Origin of the sequence: Flavobacterium pectinovorum (assembly GCF_006438875.1) — a bacterium.
GTDB lineage: Bacteria > Bacteroidota > Bacteroidia > Flavobacteriales > Flavobacteriaceae > Flavobacterium > Flavobacterium pectinovorum_A.
Genome location: NZ_RCZH01000007.1, coordinates 295,349 through 319,540, shown reverse-complemented (window position 1 = coordinate 319,540; position 24,192 = coordinate 295,349). Strand labels below are relative to the sequence as shown.

The 24,192-nt window shown below is 32.6% G+C and carries 27 protein-coding genes; 19 read left to right on the top strand and 8 right to left on the bottom strand.

The window, feature by feature from the left end:
• Positions 1 to 87: 87 nt before the first annotated feature.
• The 5 genes from EAH81_RS12850 to EAH81_RS12830 all read left to right on the top strand — a co-directional run bounded on the left by EAH81_RS12850 (position 88) and on the right by EAH81_RS12830 (position 5,473).
• The gene (locus EAH81_RS12850) at positions 88 to 786 is read left to right on the top strand and encodes a thioredoxin domain-containing protein (protein ID WP_140507612.1); all 699 of its coding nucleotides are present in this window, start codon (positions 88 to 90) and stop codon (positions 784 to 786) included.
• A gap of 10 nt (positions 787 to 796) precedes the next feature.
• Positions 797 to 1,474, top strand: coding sequence for a DUF2461 domain-containing protein (locus EAH81_RS12845; protein WP_140507609.1), 678 nt, complete (start codon positions 797 to 799; stop codon positions 1,472 to 1,474).
• Between the two features lie 136 nt (positions 1,475 to 1,610).
• Complete coding sequence (locus tag EAH81_RS12840; RefSeq protein ID WP_140507607.1) at positions 1,611 to 2,672, top strand: glycosyltransferase; 1,062 nt, start codon at positions 1,611 to 1,613, stop codon at positions 2,670 to 2,672.
• A gap of 290 nt (positions 2,673 to 2,962) precedes the next feature.
• Complete coding sequence (locus tag EAH81_RS12835) at positions 2,963 to 4,264, top strand: rhomboid family intramembrane serine protease (RefSeq protein ID WP_161595807.1); 1,302 nt, start codon at positions 2,963 to 2,965, stop codon at positions 4,262 to 4,264.
• Between the two features lie 108 nt (positions 4,265 to 4,372).
• Positions 4,373 to 5,473, top strand: a complete 1,101-nt coding sequence (locus tag EAH81_RS12830; RefSeq protein ID WP_140507604.1) for a pyridoxal phosphate-dependent aminotransferase — start codon at positions 4,373 to 4,375, stop codon at positions 5,471 to 5,473.
• Positions 5,474 to 5,502: 29 nt separating this feature from the next.
• Here the strand turns inward: EAH81_RS12830 and EAH81_RS12825 are convergent, their stop codons facing one another.
• Positions 5,503 to 6,333 (bottom strand): hypothetical protein, encoded by an 831-nt coding sequence (locus tag EAH81_RS12825; protein WP_140507601.1) that lies wholly within the window; start codon positions 6,331 to 6,333, stop codon positions 5,503 to 5,505.
• Between the two features lie 245 nt (positions 6,334 to 6,578).
• On the opposite strand from EAH81_RS12825, the gene murB reads away from it, so the two are divergent.
• The 8 genes from murB (at position 6,579) to EAH81_RS12785 (ending at position 12,431) form a co-directional block, all read left to right on the top strand.
• Positions 6,579 to 7,592: a UDP-N-acetylmuramate dehydrogenase gene (murB, locus tag EAH81_RS12820; RefSeq protein ID WP_140507598.1), complete on the top strand. Its 1,014-nt coding sequence runs from the start codon at positions 6,579 to 6,581 to the stop codon at positions 7,590 to 7,592.
• A 28-nt stretch (positions 7,593 to 7,620) separates the two neighbouring features.
• The gene (locus tag EAH81_RS12815; RefSeq protein ID WP_140507596.1) at positions 7,621 to 8,130 is read left to right on the top strand and encodes a hypothetical protein; all 510 of its coding nucleotides are present in this window, start codon (positions 7,621 to 7,623) and stop codon (positions 8,128 to 8,130) included.
• A 3-nt stretch (positions 8,131 to 8,133) separates the two neighbouring features.
• A complete protein-coding gene (locus EAH81_RS12810) occupies positions 8,134 to 8,532 on the top strand; it encodes a GNAT family N-acetyltransferase (protein ID WP_140507594.1) in 399 nt (132 codons plus the stop codon).
• A gap of 2 nt (positions 8,533 to 8,534) precedes the next feature.
• Entirely contained in the window at positions 8,535 to 9,149 is a 615-nt protein-coding gene (locus EAH81_RS12805; RefSeq protein WP_140507592.1) for an FMN-binding negative transcriptional regulator, read from the top strand.
• Positions 9,150 to 9,232: 83 nt separating this feature from the next.
• Entirely contained in the window at positions 9,233 to 10,339 is a 1,107-nt protein-coding gene (locus EAH81_RS12800) for a glycosyltransferase (protein WP_140507590.1), read from the top strand.
• Positions 10,330 to 10,881: an RNA polymerase sigma factor gene (locus EAH81_RS12795; RefSeq protein WP_140507588.1), complete on the top strand. Its 552-nt coding sequence runs from the start codon at positions 10,330 to 10,332 to the stop codon at positions 10,879 to 10,881. The genes EAH81_RS12800 and EAH81_RS12795 overlap by 10 nt, the downstream gene beginning before the upstream one ends.
• Before the next feature lie 155 nt (positions 10,882 to 11,036).
• Complete coding sequence (locus EAH81_RS12790) at positions 11,037 to 11,858, top strand: energy transducer TonB (protein WP_140507585.1); 822 nt, start codon at positions 11,037 to 11,039, stop codon at positions 11,856 to 11,858.
• A 192-nt stretch (positions 11,859 to 12,050) separates the two neighbouring features.
• Positions 12,051 to 12,431: a PH domain-containing protein gene (locus EAH81_RS12785; protein ID WP_140507582.1), complete on the top strand. Its 381-nt coding sequence runs from the start codon at positions 12,051 to 12,053 to the stop codon at positions 12,429 to 12,431.
• Between the two features lie 64 nt (positions 12,432 to 12,495).
• Here the strand turns inward: EAH81_RS12785 and EAH81_RS12780 are convergent, their stop codons facing one another.
• Positions 12,496 to 13,371 carry a M48 family metalloprotease gene (locus EAH81_RS12780; RefSeq protein ID WP_140507579.1) on the bottom strand — a complete coding sequence of 292 codons (876 nt, stop codon included), beginning with the start codon at positions 13,369 to 13,371 and terminating at the stop codon, positions 12,496 to 12,498.
• A 329-nt stretch (positions 13,372 to 13,700) separates the two neighbouring features.
• Here EAH81_RS12780 and lipA point away from each other — a divergent pair, with 329 nt between their 5' ends.
• From lipA to EAH81_RS12765, 3 genes are all read left to right on the top strand, one after another.
• Entirely contained in the window at positions 13,701 to 14,567 is an 867-nt protein-coding gene (lipA, locus tag EAH81_RS12775; RefSeq protein WP_140507576.1) for a lipoyl synthase, read from the top strand.
• 73 nt (positions 14,568 to 14,640) lie between these two features.
• Complete coding sequence (gene gap / locus EAH81_RS12770; RefSeq protein ID WP_140507574.1) at positions 14,641 to 15,639, top strand: type I glyceraldehyde-3-phosphate dehydrogenase; 999 nt, start codon at positions 14,641 to 14,643, stop codon at positions 15,637 to 15,639.
• A 26-nt stretch (positions 15,640 to 15,665) separates the two neighbouring features.
• Complete coding sequence (locus EAH81_RS12765) at positions 15,666 to 17,837, top strand: ATP-binding protein (RefSeq protein WP_140507571.1); 2,172 nt, start codon at positions 15,666 to 15,668, stop codon at positions 17,835 to 17,837.
• A 39-nt stretch (positions 17,838 to 17,876) separates the two neighbouring features.
• Here EAH81_RS12765 and lpxK read toward each other — a convergent pair whose 3' ends face one another.
• From lpxK to EAH81_RS12735, 5 genes are all read right to left on the bottom strand, one after another.
• Positions 17,877 to 18,899 (bottom strand): tetraacyldisaccharide 4'-kinase, encoded by a 1,023-nt coding sequence (lpxK, locus tag EAH81_RS12760; RefSeq protein ID WP_140507569.1) that lies wholly within the window; start codon positions 18,897 to 18,899, stop codon positions 17,877 to 17,879.
• Between the two features lie 4 nt (positions 18,900 to 18,903).
• Entirely contained in the window at positions 18,904 to 19,185 is a 282-nt protein-coding gene (locus EAH81_RS12755; protein ID WP_140507566.1) for a Txe/YoeB family addiction module toxin, read from the bottom strand.
• Positions 19,161 to 19,415, bottom strand: a complete 255-nt coding sequence (locus EAH81_RS12750) for a DUF2683 family protein (protein WP_140507563.1) — start codon at positions 19,413 to 19,415, stop codon at positions 19,161 to 19,163. Before EAH81_RS12750 ends, EAH81_RS12755 begins: the two co-directional genes overlap by 25 nt.
• Positions 19,416 to 19,621: 206 nt before the next feature.
• Positions 19,622 to 19,903 (bottom strand): Txe/YoeB family addiction module toxin, encoded by a 282-nt coding sequence (locus EAH81_RS12740; RefSeq protein WP_140507561.1) that lies wholly within the window; start codon positions 19,901 to 19,903, stop codon positions 19,622 to 19,624.
• Positions 19,885 to 20,136 (bottom strand): DUF2683 family protein, encoded by a 252-nt coding sequence (locus EAH81_RS12735; RefSeq protein ID WP_140507559.1) that lies wholly within the window; start codon positions 20,134 to 20,136, stop codon positions 19,885 to 19,887. The genes EAH81_RS12740 and EAH81_RS12735 overlap by 19 nt, the downstream gene beginning before the upstream one ends.
• A 185-nt stretch (positions 20,137 to 20,321) precedes the next feature.
• Here EAH81_RS12735 and EAH81_RS12730 point away from each other — a divergent pair, with 185 nt between their 5' ends.
• From EAH81_RS12730 to EAH81_RS12720, 3 genes are all read left to right on the top strand, one after another.
• The gene (locus EAH81_RS12730) at positions 20,322 to 21,416 is read left to right on the top strand and encodes a Nif3-like dinuclear metal center hexameric protein (RefSeq protein WP_140507556.1); all 1,095 of its coding nucleotides are present in this window, start codon (positions 20,322 to 20,324) and stop codon (positions 21,414 to 21,416) included.
• A 3-nt stretch (positions 21,417 to 21,419) separates the two neighbouring features.
• The gene (locus tag EAH81_RS12725) at positions 21,420 to 22,199 is read left to right on the top strand and encodes a zinc ribbon domain-containing protein (RefSeq protein WP_072964878.1); all 780 of its coding nucleotides are present in this window, start codon (positions 21,420 to 21,422) and stop codon (positions 22,197 to 22,199) included.
• 224 nt (positions 22,200 to 22,423) lie between these two features.
• Positions 22,424 to 23,296, top strand: coding sequence for an alpha/beta fold hydrolase (locus EAH81_RS12720; protein WP_140507554.1), 873 nt, complete (start codon positions 22,424 to 22,426; stop codon positions 23,294 to 23,296).
• 173 nt (positions 23,297 to 23,469) lie between these two features.
• On the opposite strand, the gene EAH81_RS12715 is transcribed toward EAH81_RS12720, so the two are convergent.
• Positions 23,470 to 24,153 (bottom strand): ArsR/SmtB family transcription factor, encoded by a 684-nt coding sequence (locus EAH81_RS12715; RefSeq protein ID WP_140507552.1) that lies wholly within the window; start codon positions 24,151 to 24,153, stop codon positions 23,470 to 23,472.
• Positions 24,154 to 24,192: the final 39 nt, after the last annotated feature.

Here is a 24,192-nt window from a genome sequence, read left to right as displayed (position 1 = left end):
GGCAAACCATTTTTTTTCACTTTCTATTATGAACTCAAAAATTGAAAAATCACTACTTTAGCAATTCTATTTTTAAAATTCACTCTTATGAAATTTCCTAAAATTTTATTACTAATAGTTTCCGTTGTATTATTTTCCTGTAACGAAAAGAAAGACAATTCTTTTAAGGAAATTGCTCCGAAAGATTTTGCAGAAAAAATTAAAACAACCGAGAATCCTCAGATATTGGACGTTCGAACTCCTGAAGAATTTGAATCAGAGCATATTGACAATGCCGCAAATGTAAACTGGAACGGCGAAGGTTTTGCCGAAAAAGTAGCAACTTACGACAAATCGAAACCTGTTTTTGTTTATTGTTTAAGTGGCGGAAGAAGTAAAAAAGCTGCTGCAAAACTAAATGAATTGGGGTTTACCAACGTTTATGAATTAGAAGGCGGAATCATGAAATGGAATGCAGAAGGATTATCAACTCCTTCAACAGCTCAGGTAGGAATGACAATGAATGATTTCAATGATTTATTAACTTCTGACAAAAAAGTTCTGGTTGATTTCTATGCGGAATGGTGTGGTCCGTGCAAACAAATGGAACCGTATCTTTTAAAAATGCAGAAAGAAATGGCCGATAAAGTGGTAATCATTAGAATTGATGTGGATAAAAACAAAACTCTGGCAACTCAAATGAAAATTGAGCAGCTTCCTACTATGGTTTTATACGAAAACAAAGCGGTACAAAAAAAATTGATCGGTTACATCAGCGAAGAAGACTTAAAAAAACAACTGCAATAATATATCAAATATGCTAACGAAAGAATCATTGCAATTTTTAGACGATTTAAAAAAGAACAACAACAGAGATTGGTTTCAGGATAATAAAAAAAGATACGAGGTTTTCAAGAAAGATTACCATCAATTGGTCAGCGATTTTCTGGATGTGATGAAACCACTTGATCCTTCATTAGAATTATTGGAAGTTAAAAATTGTATTTTCAGAATCAATCGTGACATTCGGTTTTCTAAAGACAAATCTCCTTACAAAGCACATCTTGGAGTTTGGATGTCTTGCGGAACGAAAGGCTTAAATCGTGCCGGATATTATGTTCATATCGAAAAAGGCGCCAGTTTTATCGCCGGTGGATTTTATTCGCCTGAAGCTCCGGATTTAAAGAAAGTCCGTAAAGAAATTGCTTTTTTCCATGATGATCTGGAAGCTATTATAACCAATAAAGAATTCAAAAAAGAATTTGGAAGTCTGGATGTAAACGAAACTAATTCGCTTAAAAATCCGCCAAGAGGTTACGAAAAAGAACATCCTGCAATTGAATTTTTAAAATTGAAAAGTTTTACTGCAACTCAAAAATATGATATTTCTGAAGTGACTCAGAAAGACTTCGTTGCCAAAATGAGCAAAAAACTAATCGCATTAAAACCATTAAATGAATTTATCAATCGCGCTTTAGATACTGACGAATTTTAGAAAAAAAAGGTAGCCACGAATTACACTAATTTTCACCTATTAAAAGCTTTAACAAAGTTTAAACTTTCTCAAAGCCAAACAATAAAAATTCGTGGAAATTCGTGTAATTCGTGGCAAAAAAATTTATGTTTGCCGAATGAAAAAAAGAAAAATACTTTTTCTGGGAGAATCTTATCGCGCCGACGCTATCACTTGGATGAAAGGTTTGAAAGAATTTGGCGATTTTGAAATCTGCACTTGGGAACTTCAAACTCCAAACAATTCAAAACTCAACAGATTCAAGCGAATATTAGAATATGCCTTCTCTCCTACTTCTATTCGAAAAACAATCCGACGAGAAAAACCGGATATGATTATCGCCGAAAGAACAACCAGTTACGGTTTTCTTGCTGCTATTTCAGGAATGCATCCAATTGCAATTGCTCAACAAGGCAGAACTGATTTATGGCCGGACGGTTCTGTTTTACTTCCTCTTAAGAAAATTATTCAGAAACACGCGTTCAAAAAAGCCGATTTAATTCATGCTTGGGGTCCGGTTATGACGATTTCTATGAAAGCAATTGGAGTTGATATGAGCAAAGTTTTGGTTATCCCGAAAGGTATTGATTTATCACTTTTTTCTCCTTCTATTAATAATTCGGATAAAATTGAGGCAATTGTAACACGTTCTTTGCAACCGGAATATCGTCACGATTCTATTTTGAAAGCTTTTGCAATTCTTAACCAAAAAGGAATTGATTTTTCGTTAACTATCGTTGGTGACGGAACACGATTGCAATTCCTGAAAGATTTAGCAAAAGAATTACAAATCGAAAATRAAGTCATTTTCACAGGAAGAATTCCAAATATAGAACTTCCTGGATTATTACAGCAATCCAATATTTATATCAGCATGCCAATTACCGAAGGCGTTTCGGCATCATTATTTGAAGCAATGGCTTGTAATTGTTATCCGATAGTTTCAGATATTGCCGGAAATCAAAGTTGGATTAAACATCGCGAAAACGGACAATTGATTGAAATCGACAATATCGAAATGCTCGCCGAAGAATTAATCTGGTCTTTTGAAAATGCCGAATCCCGAAATAAAGCTATTTTACAAAACAGAAAGTTTGTAGAAGAGAATGCGAATTATAATATTAATATGAAGGTGATTGCAGATAAATATCATGATTTGCTGAACCAACATTCTATTTAAAAAAAACCAATAAAAACCAACTCTATTTATATTTCACAATGAAAGATCTTTTTGAAAAAATCAAATTAATTTACTTGCCTTTTTTAATAATTGCAATAGGTTTTATTTTCATTTATACTTTCTTACATTGGTTTTTATTTATCAAATTAGACTTATTTTCTGTTAAGGAAATGCTTCTAAAATTTTGGCTTCCTTGTGGTATTCCATGCATACTTGTTTATTTTTTCTTACGACCAAGATTAAAAAATTTAAAATTTAAAGACGATAATAAATCTATCTTCTTTCTTTTCATGGCAGTTGTTGTAATTGCACTTCCCACTATGATTGCACAAGAATATCTGATTACTGCAACTGGAAAACTAACTCCAATTGAAACTATTTCAGAGATTCCAAAACATGAAAAGACAAAATATTATACTTTACAAAAATTCTATATTGACAAAAAGAATATCGGAGTCTTAAATACTGCCAATGTATCCGGAAAGAACAACGAATACTTTGATATGCTTATTTACGTTGCAATGCCCATCTTAGAAAATGCCAAAGAAACGTCTAAACATGAATGCAAATATTGGTTAGGAAAAAAATATTCAGAACAGGCAAGTAATCGTTTATCCAATATCGAAAAACAGATTAGATTCAAACAATTTGCTAAGAGAATTGAACAGGAATTTGAACACACAGACTTTAATCAATTTACTTATTTAGAGTTAGTAGGAAATACCGAGGATCATGACAATTTTAATTCGGCAATTGAGCAAAACACACATTACGATCTTAATAAACCTATTTTATTAGAAGCTCACGAAGAACCTTTTAAAAATCGAAACGGTAAAAAACTCGAATGGTTTTTAGGCAGTTTAGGAATTGGCCTTTTATTTTGGTTTATCCTAATATTTTTTACCAAACTTCAACCACAAAGTTTCAGAAATTCTAAAATTGGGGAAAAATCAAAATTACAAAGTCTAAAAGATACTTTTGATTTTTTAGTGCCAAGAGAAGATTTTTACATCACTCCAATTTTAATTAACCTCAACTTCTTCATTTTCATTTTAATGGTTTGTACAGGTTTTGGACTTTTTACTTTTAAAGGAAAAGATCTGCTTGATTGGGGCGCAAACTTCAGACCTTTTGTCGAAGACGGACAATGGTGGAGATTGCTTACATCTGTCTTTTTACATGGCGGTATAATGCATTTAGTCTCAAATATGTTTGGTCTTTATATTGTTGGTTTATTTCTGGAACCTCTTTTAGGAAAAGCAAAATATCTTATAATATATCTCGCTACAGGAATTTTTGCAAGTCTCGCCAGCATTTGGTGGCATAACGCAACTGTAAGCGTTGGAGCGTCAGGAGCAATTTTTGGGCTTTATGGACTTTTTATTGCGTTATCGTTTCGAAAAGTTTTTTCACCACTATTAAACAAAGCTTATTTAATTTTCAGTGCAATATTTGTGGGCTACAATTTATTAATGGGATTATTTGGAAACATTGATAATGCAGCACACATTGGAGGGCTTATAAGTGGCTTTGTTATTGGCTGTATAATAGCATCACATTTAAAAGAAGAAGCTGATTTTGACAATCAATAAACCCTAAAAAAACAACATATTATTATATTCAAATCAGAGCGTAACTTTTCTTCCATCTCAACGACATATTGTTGTAATGAATTGTTTAATTTAATCTAATAGTAAAAAATGAATAACAGAAGAAATTGGCTAAAACAAATAGGTTTAGGTACGCTAGGATTGGGATTTTGTCAAATTGAAGCTTTTGCAAGCCCTACAGAAGAATACATTTTACCTGATTTAGACAATTCTCCAATTTTGCTCAGATCAAATGAAAATCCTTATGGTCCGTCTCCATTAGCTCGTGTTGCGATGGCAAAAAGCATTAATAACAGCAATCGATACGGCTGGAAACTTTGGCCGGAATTAATCGCTCTCATTGCTAAGAAGAATAACGTTTCAGATAATAATATTACGCTTGGTGCAGGATCAACAGAAATTCTGGATTTAGTACTTCAATACACGGCATCCAAAAAAGGGAATTTTATAATGGCCGAAACCACTTTTGATTATTGGACTGCTCCTTATGAAAAATTAGGGCTCAAGAAAATAACTGTTCCATTAACCAAAGACAAAAAACATGATTTACCCGCCATTTTGAAAGCTATTGATTCAGAGACAAAAATGATTTATATCTGTAATCCAAATAACCCAACAGGAACAATCTGTAATAGAGAAGAATTGGTCTCTTTTATAAAAGAAGCCACACAAAAAACCACTGTATTTGTCGATGAAGCTTATATCAATTATACAAAAGAACAATCCTTAAGCGATCTGGTTCTTGAGAATAAAAACCTGATTGTTACCAAAACATTCTCAAAAATGTATGGTTTGGCAGGCGGTCGTATTGGTTATGCAGTTGCACATTCGGCAACAATTGACGAACTCAATACTTTGAAATCAAGTCCAAATATGTCTGTGAGTATTGTATCGGCTGTGGCGGCAATTGCTTCTTTAGACGACGAAAAATTCATTCACCAAGTTTATACTTCGAATCAAGAAGTAAAAAAATATACTACAGAACAACTCACTCAATTAAACCTAACTTGTATTCCGTCTTATTCCAATTTTATTTATTTCTCTTTAGAGAATTATAAAAAAGATTATTTCAAACAATTGGAAGATCATAACATTCAAGGAACCAGAATTTATGAAGAAAACGGAAAATGGACCCGAATTACAATAGGAACCCAAAAAGAAATGCAACGATTTATTGCCGCTATAAAATAAAGACTACAATACTATTTTTGGTTTATTAATTAACACCCAACAGTTGTAAAAACTCCAACAGGCTTAATTATTCTTCCCTTTTTAGCAGGTTTAGACAAATACAATGTTGGGCTCGAAACATTGTAATGACTTGCTGTATTAATGATTAAGTCTAATTTATTGTCGTCGTCAAGATCTCCGGCAAACATTATTTGAATCATCTGGTCATCAAAATCTTTCTTTGCAACCAGGAGTTCTGTAATTTGTTTTCCGTCAATCACAGCAGTTAAGTATAATTTGTAATTCGAAACTACAATCCAATCTGCATCTGATTGTTCCCTTTTCTTTTTACCTGTCGCAAACAAGGTGTACTCGATGCCTTTGTAGCTAAATTTAAAATTGTCTTCTGGATAAATATTTTCGGGTATTTTGACATTTGATATATTCCCATCGATAAAATAAGGCAGTTTTTCAATTAAAATCAAACAAGTATCTTTTACAGAAGCGCTGACTTCCCAACCTGTTTTGTCTTGCTCATTCTCATCAATTATGGGATCATTGACACGCTTAAAAAATACTTTCGTTTCAGAAAGAGAATAATCATTATTATTTTTAAAAAGTCCAAACCAAACTTTTTTATCGAAATTTTCATCAATTTCATCACTATGAAACGTTTCCAACTGAAGAATTTTAACTTGTAAAGTACTATCAACAGGAAAAGAAAAATCATCTTTTACAGGATCATTAACTGCTAGTTTTGATTCATCATTTGTGTCTTTATTTATACTGCTAATAATTGCAGTTTCTGATTTAGATTTATTACAACTGAATAATTGAAAAATTACAATTAAAAGAAATAATGTTTTGCAGGTTACTTTCATCTATTTGTTTTTTTGATAAGGGGAATCAAACATACAAAAGAAAATTTTTAATATTGCGGGAACAATGTAAAAATTGAATTACGAAATTAAAAATGTTTCATTAAGAAAACTTACGAAAAGTATTGTAAATGGAATTAAAATTTCAATTCGATATTTTAACAAAATCTAACTGAAATAAATTATAATCCTTACTTTTGACCTCAGAATTATCCCAACATTTCGGGATTCAAAAAAGCCTTTTATTTATGGAGATCCAATCCAATTTTTCTTTAAAAAACTACAATACTTTTGGCATTGAAGCCAGTGCTAAACAATTTGTCGCAGTACATTCTGTTGCTGAATTGAAAACTATTTTAGAAGAGCACAAAAACGAGAAAAAATTTATTTTAGGAGGCGGAAGCAATATGCTTTTAACTAAAGATATCGACGCTTTGGTAATTCATATTGATTTAAAAGGTAAAAAAATCATTAGAGAAGATGACGATTCCGTTTGGGTAGAAAGTCAAGCCGGAGAAACCTGGCACGATTTCGTATTGTGGACGATCGATAATAATTTTGGCGGTTTAGAGAATATGTCCCTGATTCCGGGAAATGTTGGTACAACTCCAGTTCAGAATATTGGTGCCTACGGAACCGAGATAAAAGATACTTTTATTTCTTGTGAAGCAATAAATATTGAATCGCAGGAAATGAAAACTTTCACAAATACAGAATGTAATTTTGGATACCGTGAAAGCATCTTTAAAAATGAGATTAAGGATCAATATATTATTACATCGGTAATTTATAAATTAACGAAACGCAATCATAAAATCAATACTTCGTACGGAGATATAATTGCGGAATTGGCTAAAAACAACATTGCAAATCCAACTTTAAAAGACGTGAGTAATGCTGTAATCGCAATCAGACAAAGCAAATTACCGGATCCTAAGGAATTAGGAAATAGCGGAAGTTTCTTTAAAAACCCGATTTTGTTGAAATCTGATTTCGATAAAATCCATCAGAAATTCCCTGAAATGAAATATTATGAAGTTTCAGAAACTGAAGTAAAAGTTCCGGCTGGTTGGTTAATTGAGCAAGCAGGCTTTAAAGGAAAACGTTTTGGTGATGCGGGAGTTCATAAAAATCAAGCTTTGGTTCTGGTAAATTACGGAAATGCAACCGGACAAGAAATTTTGGCAGTTTCGAGAGATGTTCAGAAAACTGTTTTTGAAACTTTCGGGATTCATATTGAAGCTGAAGTCAATGTCATTTAAAAACAAGCATAAACAATTTAATTTCTAAATGAAAAAAATTAATATCCTTGTTATTTTAATACAATTGTTTGGAATGATTTTCCTGATTCATGGCATATTGCAATTAAGATATTACTCAGTAGCCGAAGAGTACATTTGTGCTATAAAACATTTTCAAGGTCAACGATCAGAATGCTTTAACGAATTATTCCCTAACAAAGAAATTATAATAGATTTTTGGCCAAGTATCTATATTTGGATCTTTTTGGGTTTATCAGTTGGGATTCTTCTGGTTTCTTTCCTGAATTGGAAACATAAATTTTCATCCCTAAATACACTTATAGTTGCCATAGTAATGTACATTATTATAAGGCTTAAGTTTTTTAGAAGAGGCGTGTTTTCCCAATTATTCCACTCTTTTACAGCTGCGTTTTCTGATGACTTTACGGTGCAATTAATTGTTGGAGGAGTTCTTTTTACTTTGACAGGAATTACAATTTTATGGATTAGTGTTCATCCAAAGCTGTTTAACATTAAAAAAGACTTCATTACACCTTAAAAAATGACTCAGACACTTTCCATAAAAACGGCAAATCCTGACGATGAAAAAGTCGCTGCAATTATCGAAGAATTGTCCATAAATCTTTATCTTCGTTTTGGAAGTGACGGAAAAAATTCTTTTACAGATTGGCAATATAACAATTCGAAGTTTGCATTTGTAATCGCCAATCTTGACAATGAAATTGTGGGTTGTGGCGCTATAAGACCTTTTAATGATGTTATTGGTGAAGTAAAACGAATGTATTCTAAATTTCCCGGAAAAAAAATCGGACAACGTATTTTGGCTTTTTTAGAAGATAAAGCAAAGGAAATAGGATATAAAACAATTCCGAATTACGGAAAATATACAGATCGACCGGAAGCTATTTGCCTTGGAAAATCTTTAAATCAAAATTCATAAAAATGTATACTCCTAAAATATACAAAGACGAAGATCCGGAATCTATCAGAACTTTTTTGAAAGAAAATAGTTTTGGAATTCTGATCAATCAAACTCACGGAAAATTATGTGCAACTCATATTCCAATTGAACTTGAAGTTAATGCTGATGGAAAAGAGATTCTGCAAGGACATCTTTCTAAACTTAATCCGCAAGCAGAAGGTTTTGCCGAAAACGATCACGTTTTAGCCGTATTTACAGGTCCGCACAGTTACATTTCTTCATCTTGGTACGATCACGAAAATGTACCAACATGGAACTATATAGCCGTACATGTTTATGGGCGAATTAAGATTGTTGATGAAACAACTACAATAGAACAGCTTAAAAAACTAGTTGATAAATACGAAGCTGGTTCTGTAAATCCGGTTCGTGTTGAAGATTTATCAACAAAAACGATGCGCGAAGCCAGAGGAATATTTGGTTTTGAAATTGAAATTGATGAGATTCAAGCCACTAAAAAACTATCTCAAAACAGAGATGATCACAATTATAAAAATATAATTTCGGAATTAGAAAAAACTGAAAACCCTCAGGCTATTGCTGTTGCAAAAGAAATGTCGAAGTGTCGAAAGTAAATTGGCTTTAGCCATTGAAATCTAGGAATTCATAAGTACATTTGCACTCGCAAGATTCAGAAATTAAAAGACATTAAAATCAGATGCTTATAACTTTATTTTACTTCTTTATTGCTATTGTTGTTATTCAAATTTTCTATTATTTAGGGATTTTTGGAAAATTTGCTTTTGGTAAACCACAAGAGATTACGCCCAAAAACCTCCCCGTTTCAGTAATTGTCTGTGCTAAAAATGAAGAAGAAAATGTTAAGAAATTCATTCCGCTATTAGCAGAACAAGATTATCCTGATTTCGAAATTGTTTTAATTGACGATGCTTCAAGCGACGAAACGTTAGAAGCTTTTGAAGAATTTGAAAAACAATACTCCAACATCCGCTTGGTTAAAGTACAAAATAATGAAGCCTTTTGGGGAAACAAAAAATATGCATTGACATTGGGAATCAAAGCATCAAGAAAAGATTACTTATTATTTACTGATGCTGATTGCTACCCAACCTCAAAACATTGGATTACTGCAATGACTTCGCAATTTACAATGAACAAAACTATTGTTTTGGGTTATGGCGGTTATGAAAAAATAGAGCGTTCCTTATTAAATAAAGTAATTCGTTTTGAAACTGTTTTAACAGCAGTTCAATATTTTTCTTGGGCAAAAATCGGACTTCCATATATGGGAGTTGGACGAAATCTAGCTTACAAAAAAGAAGAATTCTTTAATGTTAACGGTTTTATAGATCATATTCAGGTTCGTTCCGGCGATGACGATTTGTTTATTAATCAGGCTGCACATAAAGCAAACACCGCAATTTCATATAATCCGGAAAGTTTTACCTATTCAAAACCGAAGGAAACTTATGGAGAATGGTTTACCCAAAAAAGAAGACATACTTCTACTGCAGAATATTATAAGTTTTTTGATAAAATGCAATTGGGTTTATTTTTTAGCACACAATTATTATTCTTTTTATTAGTTATTCTTTTACTGGCTTTCCAATTTCAATGGATTGCAGTATTGGCAATTTTGGCAACGCGATACACTGTTATCTGGACAGTAATTGGATTTTCTGCAGGAAAACTAAAAGAAAATGATCTTAAAATTTGGTTTCCTATTGTAGAAATCGTGCTTATATTCACGCAAATTAATATCTTTATAACTAATATCTTTTCAAAACCTGTACATTGGAAATAAATTCTAAAATAGAAAAAGCAAAAAAAGGCGACCAAATTGCCTTTACTTTTTTATTAGATTATTACTGGAATGAAGTATACGGCTTCATGCTAAAACGTACTGAAAACGAAACAACTGCCGAAGATATTACGATTGAGACTTTCTCAAAAGCCTTTGACAAAATAGCCTCTTACAATTCTGAATTTCAATTCAATACCTGGTTAATTGCAATTGCAAAAAACGTTTATATTGATTTACTTCGAAAAAAGAAAACCAATCTTTTTATAGAAATCACTGACGCCGAGGATCAGCAGGCTTACAATATTGCTGACACTACTCCATCTGCTGAGGATGCTTTAATTAAAGAGCAAAACCTCTCCAGATTGCTTCTTTGCATCAAAGAATTAAAACCCCACTATCAGGAAGTAATCCAGTTACGTTACTTTCAGGAAATGACTTATCAGGAAATCGCTTTGAAAATTGACGAGCCTCTGAGCAATGTAAAAGTAAAGTTACTTCGTGCTAAAAAATTATTAGCAGAAATCATTGAACGTAATAGATAATTTATTATCTTTAGATAAAGAATAAAACATCTACACTTTTATTCTTAAAAAAATAAATTATTCACATACTAAAATAACAATCCCTACGTTGTTAGCTAAAACCAAAACCCAATTGCTTATGATTTAAAGTTACTTAACCTTAAAATCCAAAAATCATGTCTAAATCAAACATCTACGAAACCACTTGGACCGACCTTGTTTTCGAAAACAAAAACAAAGAGTACGGCGCGTATCAATTACGCCAAGAGAATTCCAAAACAACAATTACAGCTCTATTTGCGGGACTGCTATTATTGGCAAGTCTGGGAACTGCGTCGATGTTGATTAATAAATTAGGAGGCGGCACTGTCATAGAAACACCAACCGCTCCTGATATTCCAATACACCCAACAAAAGTTGACATTCACCCGCACGTAGTAGAACCGCCAAAACCAATTGCGCCTCCACAACAAACTGCACCAGCTCCTGAAGTAGTTCAGTTAACACATCCTGTGGTTGCTGCAGCTCCCGAGGCCGCACCGGAAATTGCAACTAATAAACAAAATGGTCCTGCTATTGACAATGCTACGCCAGGAAGTGGAACTCCTAGTAATAATGTATTACCTGGTGGTAACGGACCAGAAATAATAGTAACACCATCAGTGAATCCAGAGGTTCCTGTAATTGTTGCCGCATTAGACAAATTACCAGAATTCCCTGGAGGAATCAATAAATTCTACACTTTCGTGGGGAATAATTTCAACAGACCTGAATTAGATGCAGAAAAAACATTAAAAGTGTATGTTTCATTTGTGATCGAAAGAGATGGTTCAATGACTGACATCGAAGTAAAAAGAGATCCTGGTTACGGAATGGGTAAAGAGGCGATTAGAGTTTTAAAATCATTAAAAACAAAATGGAGTCCGGGAATGCTAAACGGAAAAGCGGTTAGAACTGCCTACAATCTCCCAATAACTATAAAAACAGAACTAGAATAATAAACTGGAAAAAGCAGAACTTAGGTTCTGCTTTTTTTTTGCTTTTCCAAATAAATCAACCTACACAGAAAAACATTCTCCTTTATATTACTTAATCTCTTAACGGTAAAACAACCTCCTTTTTTTATTTTTAATTACTTTTACAGTTCCTAAGAAGGCTAAAAAATTGTAAATTAAATTAAAAACTAAAAAATGGGAATATTTTCAGCTATTCTTGGTAATGCTGGTTCAGTAAGCCAAGAAGATTTACTTAAAAAATACGGACAACTTTTAACTGACAGTGAAGAAATTGAAATGGGTTTTAAATTAATCCGTGACACTTTTATCTTCACTAACAAAAGGTTAATTCTTGTTGACGTACAAGGATTAACAGGCAGCAAAACCGAATACAAATCAATTGCTTACAAAAGCATCACAAGATTCAGTGTAGAAACTGCAGGAACTTTTGATCTTGATGCCGAATTGAAAATCTGGGTTGCCAGCGAATTACAGCCTAGTATCGTAAAACAATTCAATAAATCTGTAAATGTTTATGATGTGCAAAAAGTATTAGCCTATCACGTTTTAGGTTAATCTTAAAATAAAAAAACCGACAAATTCTTGAAATTTGTCGGTTTTTATTTTCTAAAAGAAATTATTATTTCTTTTTAGTAGTTGTTTTTTTCTTCGTTGCCGCTTTTTTAGTTGTAGTAGTTTTTGCCGGCGCAGTATTTACAATTTTTTGCTGTACATATGGTTTATACAAACCGTCTTTTTCTGCACGTTTTTTAGCATCTTCAGCTCTTTGTTTTGAATCAGGATGCGAACTCATCATTTGATCAATAAATGAAGCTTCGGTTCCTTCGCTCATTTTAGCCAATATTCTAAAGGCAGATTCTTCGGCATTTACATTATAACCATTCTTTTTCATGAAATTATAAGAAAACAAATCGGCCTCAGCTTCTTGTTTACGGCTAAATTTACTATCGATAATAGAACTTCCAATTTTCCCTAATTGACTATCCGTAACACTTGCAACTGTTGCTGATTGCGAAGCTGCTGCATCCATTAAAGCCTCTTTTTTATATGCTGCCTTTATTGCATCCTGAGAATCATGATTGGCAACGTGACCAATTTCATGACCAATTACAGCCAGTAATTCATTGTCATCCATAATATCCATTAAACCAGTATAAACACGAACGCTTCCGTCAGCAGTTGCAAAAGCATTTACTTCTTTTAATTTATAAACTTTATAGTTTAGTGTATAACCCTCACCTGCAGTATATTTTCCAAAAACCCTGTTCAATCTTAATGTATAAGGATCAGTTGCACTTGCGACATCATGCTCAGTATCCATTTTGTCCACTGCAGCTTTTGATAGTGCAGCTGCATCTGCATTACTAAATGTAAAACCTGTAACGCCTTTTTGAAGAGCTCCTATAGCTTTATCTCCTAAATTAATTTGCGCATTCATTCGAGTAAAACCAAAAGTGGCAAATAAAACTCCCAATACAATAAATTTCTTTTTCATGTTTTTTATTATTACAATTTAACAGCAAATGTAGTACAACATCAATACCTTTTATTTGATTAAAGGTTATTTTTTTAACAAATAAAGATATAAATTTTAAACGAGTAAAAATCAGACTTCTATCAAAATTATTCGTCTTATTCAAATTAACAAACAAAAAACAGACGTTTCAATCAACTTCATGATTTAAAAACAATGATTTAACATTAAGACAAAACTTTCGTCAAAACAAGCTTTTGCAAATCCCAAATAGATCAATACCAAATTAAATCTTAAACGAATCCCCAAATAAACTACATTGCTTATCTTTGTACTTTGAATTTTGATATATGGAAACAGTCATTGAAAATATACCAACTGGAAAACCTAAATGGTTAAAAGTAAAACTTCCAATTGGACAAAAATATAGTGAACTACGTGGTTTAGTTGATAAATATAGCCTAAATACTATTTGCACCTCAGGAAGTTGCCCTAATATGGGCGAATGCTGGGGCGAAGGAACAGCAACATTTATGATTTTAGGAAATGTGTGCACTCGTTCTTGCGGATTTTGTGGTGTAAAAACCGGCAGACCTGAAACGGTAGATTGGGACGAACCTGAAAAAGTAGCGCGTTCTATAAAAATCATGAACATCAAACATGCTGTAATTACAAGTGTTGACAGAGATGATTTGAAAGATGGCGGTTCTATTATCTGGATCGAAACTGTGAAAGCTATTCGCAGAATGAACCCAAATACTACTCTTGAAACTTTGATCCCTGATTTTCAAGGAATCGAAAGAAATATTGATAGAATTGTAGAAGCAAATCCTGAAGTAGTTTCGCACAATGTTGAAACGGTTCGTCGTTTAACCCGTGAAGTTCGTATTCAGGCGAAATATGATCGTAGTTTGGAAGTTTTACGTTATTTGAAAGAAAAAGGAATCAACAGAACCAAATCCGGAATTATGCTGGGTCTTGGAGAAACTGAAGAGGAAGTTTTTCAAACTATGACAGATTTAAGAAACGCAAATGTTGATGTTGTTACAATTGGTCAATATTTACAACCAAGTAAAAAACACTTACCTGTAAAAGAATTTATCACACCTGACCAATTTGCCAAATACGAAAAATTTGGTCTTGAATTAGGCTTCCGTCATGTCGAAAGCGGACCATTAGTTCGTTCTTCATACAAAGCACAAAAACATATTCTTTAAAAGTTTAACCGTTTGTTCGTTTAATCGTTAAATCAATTAGCCGAACAAACGATTAACTGAACAAATAAAAACATTGAAAACTAGAATTGCCATAAACGGTTTTGGAAGAATTGGCAGAAATTTATTCCGTCTTCTTATAAACCATCCCCAAATTGAAGTCGTTGCAATTAATGATATTGCTGATAACAGAACCATGTCGCATTTGATAAAATACGACAGTATTCACGGTGTTTTACCTTTTAAAGTTAGTCACGATGACGAAGGTATTATTGTTGACGGAAAACATTTTTTATTCTTTCATGAAAAAAATATTTCGAATTTAGACTGGAAAAGTCATGATATTGATTTTGTGATTGAGTCTACCGGAAAATATAAAACTCATGAAGAACTACATGCACATATTGAAGCCGGAGCAAAAAAAGTTATTCTTTCAGCCCCTTCAGAAGTTGATACTATAAAAACAGTTGTTCTTGGTGTAAATGAAAATATCCTGGACGGAAGCGAAAATATCGTTTCGAATGCAAGCTGCACGACAAATAATGCTGCTCCAATGATAAAAATCATCGATGAATTGTGTGGAATTGAGCAAGCTTACATCACAACAATACATTCCTACACAACAGATCAAAGTCTTCATGACCAGCCACATAAGGACTTGCGACGCGCAAGAGGTGCAAGTCAGTCGATTGTTCCAACAACTACGGGTGCAGCTAAGGCATTAACGAAAATTTTCCCTAAATTGCATCATAAAATCGGAGGTTGCGGAATTCGCGTTCCGGTTCCCGATGGTTCATTGACAGACATAACGTTTAATGTAAAACGTGCTGTTACTATTGAAGAAATTAATAACGCATTTGAAAAAGCCTCAAAAACAAATTTAAAAGGAATATTAGATTACACAGAAGATCCAATCGTTTCTGTTGATGTAATTGGCAACACGCATTCATGCTTGTTTGACGCACAGCTAACCTCTGTTATTGACAAAATGGTAAAAGTTGTGGGTTGGTATGATAACGAAATTGGCTATTCATCAAGATTGATAGATTTGATTTTACTAATAAGGAAAACATAAGGTTCATTGTAAAAGCATAGCCATACATGAAATATCATCTTTTTATTCTTGTTTGTTTTTTTAATTCATTTTTGTATTCTCAAACCAAACAGAGTACAGATAGCATTTCCTATTATAATAAACTGGTAAACAAGAATCTTAATAAAAAGGAATATAATCAGGCTGTATTTTACACTAAAAAATCAATTGATTTTTGCGAAACCAATCATAAAACAGAGAATTTAGCCAACCAGACTTTTAAGCTTGGTAAAATCTATTACAATCAAAAAAAATACGAAGAAGCGTTAAAAAATTTCCACAAAAGTGTTTCTTTCTTTGATAACGTAAATCCTACTTGTACTAAAGTTTTGGCGTTGCATTATATTGGCGTAACCAATACTGCAAAAGGCGATTACAAAACAGCTGATATCTATTATAAAAAAGCAGAGGATCTTTTAAAACAACTGAATATTATTGACCATGCCGAAGTTTTAAATTATCAGAAGGCAATGGCGCTAAAAACAAATAAAAACTTGCCTTTAGCCGCAAAATCTTTTCAAGATATAATTAAAAAACCAGACAATCCTTCTATTTTAAAAACAAAAACTAACGCTTATTACGAGCTTGGTTTAATTGAAACAAAGCTGAAACGAAATGATTCTGCCATAATTTATTTTGACAATGCTTTAGATTATAATGCCCGGACTAATAATCTGGCTCAAAAATCCCAAATTATTTTAGGCATCAGTGAGTATTACAAACAAAATAAAAATTATGGTCTTGCTTACTCTTATTTAGATGAACATTATCAAATTGAGAACTATCTTTTAAAGTTGAAAAATGCAAAGGTTGATCTTAATGAGTTTGAAAAATTCAAAAAAAATCAATCTTTAAACAATACGCTTAAACGCGAAAGTGAAGAAAAAATTCAATTAAAAACCTACCGATACTCTAAACTTGTCAGTATTTTAGCCATTGCCCTTATTTCGATTTTATCTCTTTTGAGTTTAGCTTTATACAAAAATAATATTATTCGAAATCAGAATAATTTACTCTTACGAGAAAAAAACAAAGAACTCATTCTGGCAAAAAACAAAGCCGAAAAAGCATCAAAAGCCAGATCAGAATTTCTATCAACTGTAAGTCACGAGCTCCGGACGCCCCTAAATGCAATTAACGGAATAACACATTTACTACTCGAAGACAATCCTAAAAAAACACAATTAAAATATCTGGAGTCTTTAAAATTCTCCGGAAATTATCTGACTACTTTTATTAATGAAATTCTTGAAATCAATAARATAGATTCGACTAAAGTTGAAATAGAACATATTAGTTTCAACTTAAAAGAATTATTATTCAACATTCAGAGCTCTTTGAAAGAATTAGCAACAGCCAATAAAAATTATTTTAATCTGGAAATAGACGAAACAATTCCGGATAATTTAATTGGCGATCCAACCAAGTTATCCCAAATCATACTTAATTTAATAAACAATGCTTTAAAATTTACGCAAAACGGAAACGTAAATGTCATAGCAAAACTGTATGCTCAGGAAGAGGAAGTTGCAACCGTTTATTTTGAAATAGTTGACACCGGAATTGGAATTCCCGAGGATAAATTACAAACTGTTTTCGAAAGTTTCTCACAAGGATCTATTGAGGTTAATCGAAAGTATGGCGGAACGGGACTGGGACTAACCATTGTAAAAAAACTGATTGAACTTTTGGGTGGCGAAATAAAACTAAAAAGCGAGGTTGGCAAAGGATCTACTTTTACGTTCAAACTTAATTTCAAAATTAACTATGAACCATTGGAAGTAGTCGAAGAAGTAAAACCTTATAACGATAAGCAATTAAAACACAAATCGATTCTATTGATTGAAGACAACAAAATCAATCAAATGATTACCCGAAAAATGCTCGAAAACAAAGCGATTTGTTGCGAAATCCTCGATAATGGCGAAGATGCTGTAGAACTTTTAAAAGTCAAACGTTTCGACATGATTTTAATGGATGTTCATTTACCCGGAATCAACGGAACGACAGCAACAAAACAAATCAGGGAATTTGATAAAACAACTCCAATTATTGCTTTGACAGCTATTTCGCTTGACGAAAACAGAGATATGCTGATATCTTTTGGAATGAATGATGTTATTACAAAACCATTTGTTCCAGATGAATTTTACAGCACTATTGCTAAGTTTTTTGATTAGTTTTTTGAGTTTCTGAGGTACTATCCCGAAACTTCGGGACTAAGATTCTAAGTTAATCTTAACATACTCCAAAACGGTTGCATCAAAATTTTGCTGATTCTGAATAAACGTACTTTTTATTGGAAGGTAATATAATTGCGAAACCAATTTAGAATCTTTCAGACGTACATAATCTTTCTCTGTCGTAATAATCTTTTTGCTTTGCGCTTTACTTTGAATCAAAGCCAGATCTGAATCAGAGAAATTATGATGATCCGGAAAAGTCAAACATTCATCTTTTTCATTTTTTAAATAATCAAAAAATGGCGTTGGCTTTGCAATTCCCGCTAAAAGCAATTTTGGCTCGTCTTTAATTTCATCCACAGCAATTTTTTCCTCTTTCCCATAAATTGCATCATCATAATCGATGAATGTAAAATAAGATTGTTGCGAACAATTTAGTTTTAACTTCGATCTGATTTCCTCTTGTTTTTGAGCCGATAAATCTTTCGGACATTTTGTTACTACAACAATATTCGCACGATTTGCTCCACTTCTGCTTTCACGCAAATTTCCGGTTGGCAACATAAAATCATCCGCATACAAATCACCATAAGAAGTCAATAAGATATAAAAACCAGCTTTTACTTTTCGATGCTGAAAAGCGTCATCCAATAAAATTATTTGAGGTTTTTCTTTTTGAGAAAGTAATTCTGTAATTCCGTTTATTCTATTGGCATCAACTGCAACTTGGATATTAGGGAATTTTTGATAAAACTGAAAAGGTTCATCACCCAAAATTTCGGCATTTGAAGTTGAATCTGCCAGAACAAAACCCTCAGATTTTCGTTTGTAACCACGGCTTAAAGTTGCGACTTTATATCGATCAGATAATAACCGAATCAGATATTCTATTTGAGGTGTTTTTCCGGTTCCGCCAACGCTTAGATTTCCAACTGCAATAACCGGAACTTCAAATGAAGTTGATTTCAGAATTCCTTTATCAAAAAGAAAACTCCTGATTGTAGTTATGAATCCGTATAAAATAGCAAACGGAAAAAGTATTTTTCGAAGTAATTTCATAAAGTTATTTATCAGAATAATGACCCATTGCAGAAATCACAAAAACAGTTACAACATCTTCTTCTATCCTGTAAATTAAGCGATCTTTTTGATTAATACGTCTTGACCACAATCCCGAATATTCATATTTCAATGCCTCAGGATTTCCAAAACCCTGATCTGGATTTTCTGACAGTTCAATTAAAATTTTAGCAATATTTTTAATTGAAATTTTATTTCCTGATTTTTTATGTTTTTCAATATCTTGATTTGCGATTTTGGTTACTTCAACCCTAAACTTCCCCATATATCTTTTGGATCTAGCGTTGTAGTTTCTCCATTTTTAATGTTTTCTTCTGCTTTTTTAACTTTTTCAATAAATTCTGGACTATATACACTTTGTTCCTCGTTAACTTGTCCATAAGCATCTGTTTCAACAATTTCAATTTCCTCAAAACCTTTAAAACTATCAAACATGACAATAAAAGCTTTCCCTATCTTAGTGCGTTCGTTTATTTTTACGGTTAGCGTTTTCATGATTCTTGATTTAAACACAAAGATACAAAATTACTGGTAGTACTAAATTCATATATAACAATATCAATTCCCTGACATTTATTTTTATCCTTCGGCATAATTAATTACAAAATTTTATTCTATCAAAAAGAAAATTCCTAATTGTAGTAATGAATCCGTATAAAACAGCAAACGGAAAAAGTATTTTTCGAAGTAATTTCATAAAGTTATTTATCAGAATAATGTCCCATTGCAGAAACTATAATAACAGTTACAATTTCTTCTTCTACCCGATAAATCATTCTGTCTTTTTGATTAATTCTTCTAGACCAATATCCATTAAAATTATGCTTCAGTTCCTCAGGTTGTCCTTCGCCTAAAAATGGATTTTCAGTCAATTCTAAAAGTATTTTTTCAATCTTTTTAATAGTAGCTTTATTTCCTGATTTATAGTGATTTTTCAAATCTTTACGAGCAATGTCGTCAAATTCTACAAAATACTTCCCCATATATCCTCAGGATTTAATCTTGTTGTTTTTCCTTGTCTAATATTTTCTTCTGCTTTTTTAATCTTCGCAATAAATTCAGGACTATATATACTTTTTTCTTTTATTAATTTTTTAGAATCTGTTTCAACAATCTCCACACCATCAGCGCTATTACTAAATGTTTCGGACAAAATTGCCATAAAAGCTTTTCCTGCTTTAGTCCGTTCGTTAATTTTTATTATTACCGTAGTCATGATTATTGATTTATAATTACAAAGATACAAATTTAGTAACATTATGTTACTCGTGTTACTAATGTTACTTATCCGCATAAAACAATACCATTCAAATATTTTAAATTTAATTCGTTAATTTGTTTCAAGGTTTTCCCAGTAACATGAAACTTGAAACAAATAAAACCAGAAACTAAAAGCAAAAAATGAAAATCAAAGAAATATTAGCAGTTCTCGAAGAAATGGCACCTTTGGCTTACGCCGAAGATTTTGACAATGTTGGACTTTTAGTCGGTAATTCTGAAACTGAAAGTACAGGAGTTTTAGTTTGCCATGATGCCTTAGAAAACGTAATTGACGAAGCTATTGCTAAAAATTGCAATTTAGTGGTTTGCTTCCATCCCATTTTATTCTCTGGAATTAAAAAAATCACAGGTAAAAATTATGTGGAACGTGCGATCCTCAAAGCTATTAAAAATGATATTGCTATTTATGCCGTTCACACTGCACTTGACAATCATTCGCAAGGTGTTAATAAAATATTTTGTGATGCTTTAGGTTTGACCAATACAAAGGTTTTGATTCCGAAGCAAAACTTCATTCAAAAATTAGTTACTTATACAACTCCTGATAATTCAGATAAAGTTCGCAATGCGATGTTTGAAGCTGGTGCGGGAACAATTGGAAATTATGACAATTGCAGTTTTAATACCGAAGGTTTTTTTACTTTTAAAGGAAATGAAAACAGTAATCCTGTAATTGGTGAAAGAGGAAAATTACATACAGGAACAGAGGTAAAAATTGAAGTTATTTTTGAAAAACACTTACAATCTAAAATTTTAAAAGCGCTGCTTGCCAATCATATTTATGAAGAAGTCGCTTATGAAATTTACAATCTTCAAAATTCGCATCAGAATATTGGATTGGGAATGACTGGCGAGTTTGAAACTGAAATGGATGAAAAAGACTTTCTACATTTCGTAAAAGATAAAATGATTGCTGACGGAATTCGTCATTCTGCCTTTTTAGGAAAAAAAATAAAGAAAGTAGCCGTTTTGGGTGGTTCTGGAAGTTTTGCAATAAAAAATGCAATTATGGCAGGTGCCGATGCTTTTTTGACTGCCGATTTAAAATACCATCAGTTTTATGAAGCCGAAAACCGTCTACTTTTAGCCGATATTGGTCATTTTGAGAGCGAACGCTATACAAAAAACTATATTGTTGATTATCTTCGAAAAAAAATCCTTAATTTTGCAATCATTTTATCAGAAGAAAATACAAATCCAGTTAAGTACTTATAGAATATGGCGAATACGAAAGAATTAAGTGTTGAGGACAAGTTAAGAGCAATATACGATTTACAGCTTATTGACTCTAGAATTGACGAAATCAGAAACGTAAGAGGGGAACTTCCTTTAGAAGTGGAAGACTTAGAAGATGAAGTTGCAGGTTTAAGCACGCGTTCAGAGAAACTGAAAAGTGAACTTGAAGTGATTGAAGATCTTATCAAATCGAAAAAAAATGCGATTGATGAGCACAAAGAGGTTATCAAAAAATACACAAAACAACAAGAATCAGTTCGTAATAACAGAGAATTTAATTCTTTGACTAAAGAGGTTGAATTTCAGGAATTAGAAATTCAATTGGCTGAAAAGCAAATCAAAGAAATGAAAGCTTCTATCGAACATAAAAAAGAAGTTACTTCTAATTTAAAAGAAAAACTTGACGCTAAAAGCTCTCATTTAAAACATAAAAAATCTGAATTAGACGCTATCATGGCTGAAACTCAAAAAGAAGAAATCTTCTTGTCTGAGAAATCAGCTGAATTTTCTGCTCAGATTGAAGAAAGATTATTAGCTGCTTATACTAGAATCAGAACAAGTGTTCGTAATGGTTTAGCTGTTGTATCTATCGAAAGAGGAGCATCTGCAGGATCATTCTTCACTATTCCGCCACAAACTCAGGTAGAAATTGCTTCAAGAAAGAAAATCATTACTGATGAACACTCTGGAAGAATTTTAGTTGACAGCGCACTAGCTGAAGAAGAAAAAGAAAAAATGGAACAATTGTTCTCTAAATTCTAAATATTTAAAATCCCGATTTAATCGGGATTTTTTTTTGCATTTAATTTTTTGCCACAGATTAAAATGATTTTACTAATCTGTATTTTTTCGCCACGAATTTCAAGAATTAGCACGAATTAATTAGTGTGAATTCGTGCTAATTCGTGGCGAAACTTTTTACTAATCTGTGAAAATCATTTTACTCTGTGGCAAAACATTTTTTATCTTTATAAAAAAATTAAGTTTTGGGAATTAAAAAAGGAATTCGTTTCATTACATTAAAATCGGTTGGATCATATATTAACTTTCTGAGTTATGTTCGCCCACAAAAAGCTGTTGAACTTTCATATGCCCTTTTTAGTCAGCCCAGAATTGGGAGATTACAAAAAAACAGTTTGCCAAAAATTCTAAAAAATACTGAAACAGAAACGTTTCATCATAATGAACATCATTTTCAAACTTATGTTTGGAAAGGAAACGAAACCAAAATTCTTCTTGTTCACGGATGGGAAAGTAATGCTTCTCGCTGGAAAAAAACTTTACCACATCTTCAAAAATCAGGAAGTACCATTATTGCCATCGATGCTCCGGCTCACGGACAAAGCAGTGGTAAAGAATTTAATGTTCCGCTTTACGCCGAATTCATTAATAAAGCTGTCGAGAAATATCAGCCAAGTATTATTATTGGTCATTCTATTGGCGGTGCAGCTTGTGTTTATCACCAATATTTATTCCCAAATACCAGCATTAACAAAATGGTGATTCTTGGAGCGCCATCAGATTTGAAAATTTTAATTAATAATTACATTTCGATGCTAAGCTTGAATACCAAAATGTTTTCGCTTCTGGAAGGCAAATTTATGAAGCGTTTCAACTTTAAACTGGAAGATTTTTCCGGGCAAAGATTCGCTTCAGAATTTAATGTTGCCGGTTTAATTGCACATGACACATCAGATAAAATTGTGGCTTTTGAAGAAGGTAAAAAAATCGCAAGTAATTGGAAAAACAGTCAGTTTGTTGAAACCAAAGGCTTAGGCCACGGAATGCATGACGATGAATTGTATGACAAAGTGATGGAATTTTTGTTTAAGGAAGGTTCTGAGCCACTAAGTCGCTAAGGCACTAAGCTTTTTTTGATTAAAAGCCGTAGTATTGTCATTTCGACGGAGGAGAAATCACAATAGAAATTCGACAATCAAAATCGCAGATCTTTGTCGAGTCACGAGTGTGATTTCTCCTCCGTCGAAATTGACAAGATTGCGCGAAATCTAATAATCTGCAATCTAAAATTCTAAGAAACCACTATCTTAAAATATTTCAACAGCTCTTTTTCTCCTTTTCCGGTAATAATTATAGCTCTTGAATCTTTGGTTTTCCTCAACCAATCTTCGTTTATCATTTTATTGAATAAAAGCGAACCTATGGAACCTGCAATATGATTTCTTCTTTCGCTCCAATCCAGGCAAGGCTTTAAAAATATCCGTTCTTGTTTTTGGGCTTCTTCTAAATTAATCCCAAAATTAGAAAACCATTTTTCTCCTTCAGAGCTGACTTCAAAAGTGTTTTTATTTTCTATTATTATCTTTTGTTTTAATAAACTATCGGCTAAAGCCACGCCAATTTTTCCTGCTAGATGATCATAACACGTTCGGCAATACTTTATTGGAGGATATTTCTCTGTGTCTTTTTTGGATTGAATTTCAAGTTTCGGAATAAGATTTGCCATTGCTTCAACAACATACGCTACTTCTTTATTCGAAAATCTGTAATATTTATGACGTCCTTGCTTTTCAACACTTAACAAATCAGCATCCAGAAGTTTTCCCAGATGCATACTCAGATTTTGTGGCGATGTATTTACTGCAACTGACAATTCTGTAGCTGTAAAGGCTCTTCCGTCGAGCAATGTCCACATAATTGCGGCACGAGTTGGATCTCCTATTAAAGTTGCCGCTTTTATAAATTGATCTTCCATTTAGGTTTTTATAGTTAAGTACAGAATGAAGTATCCTTG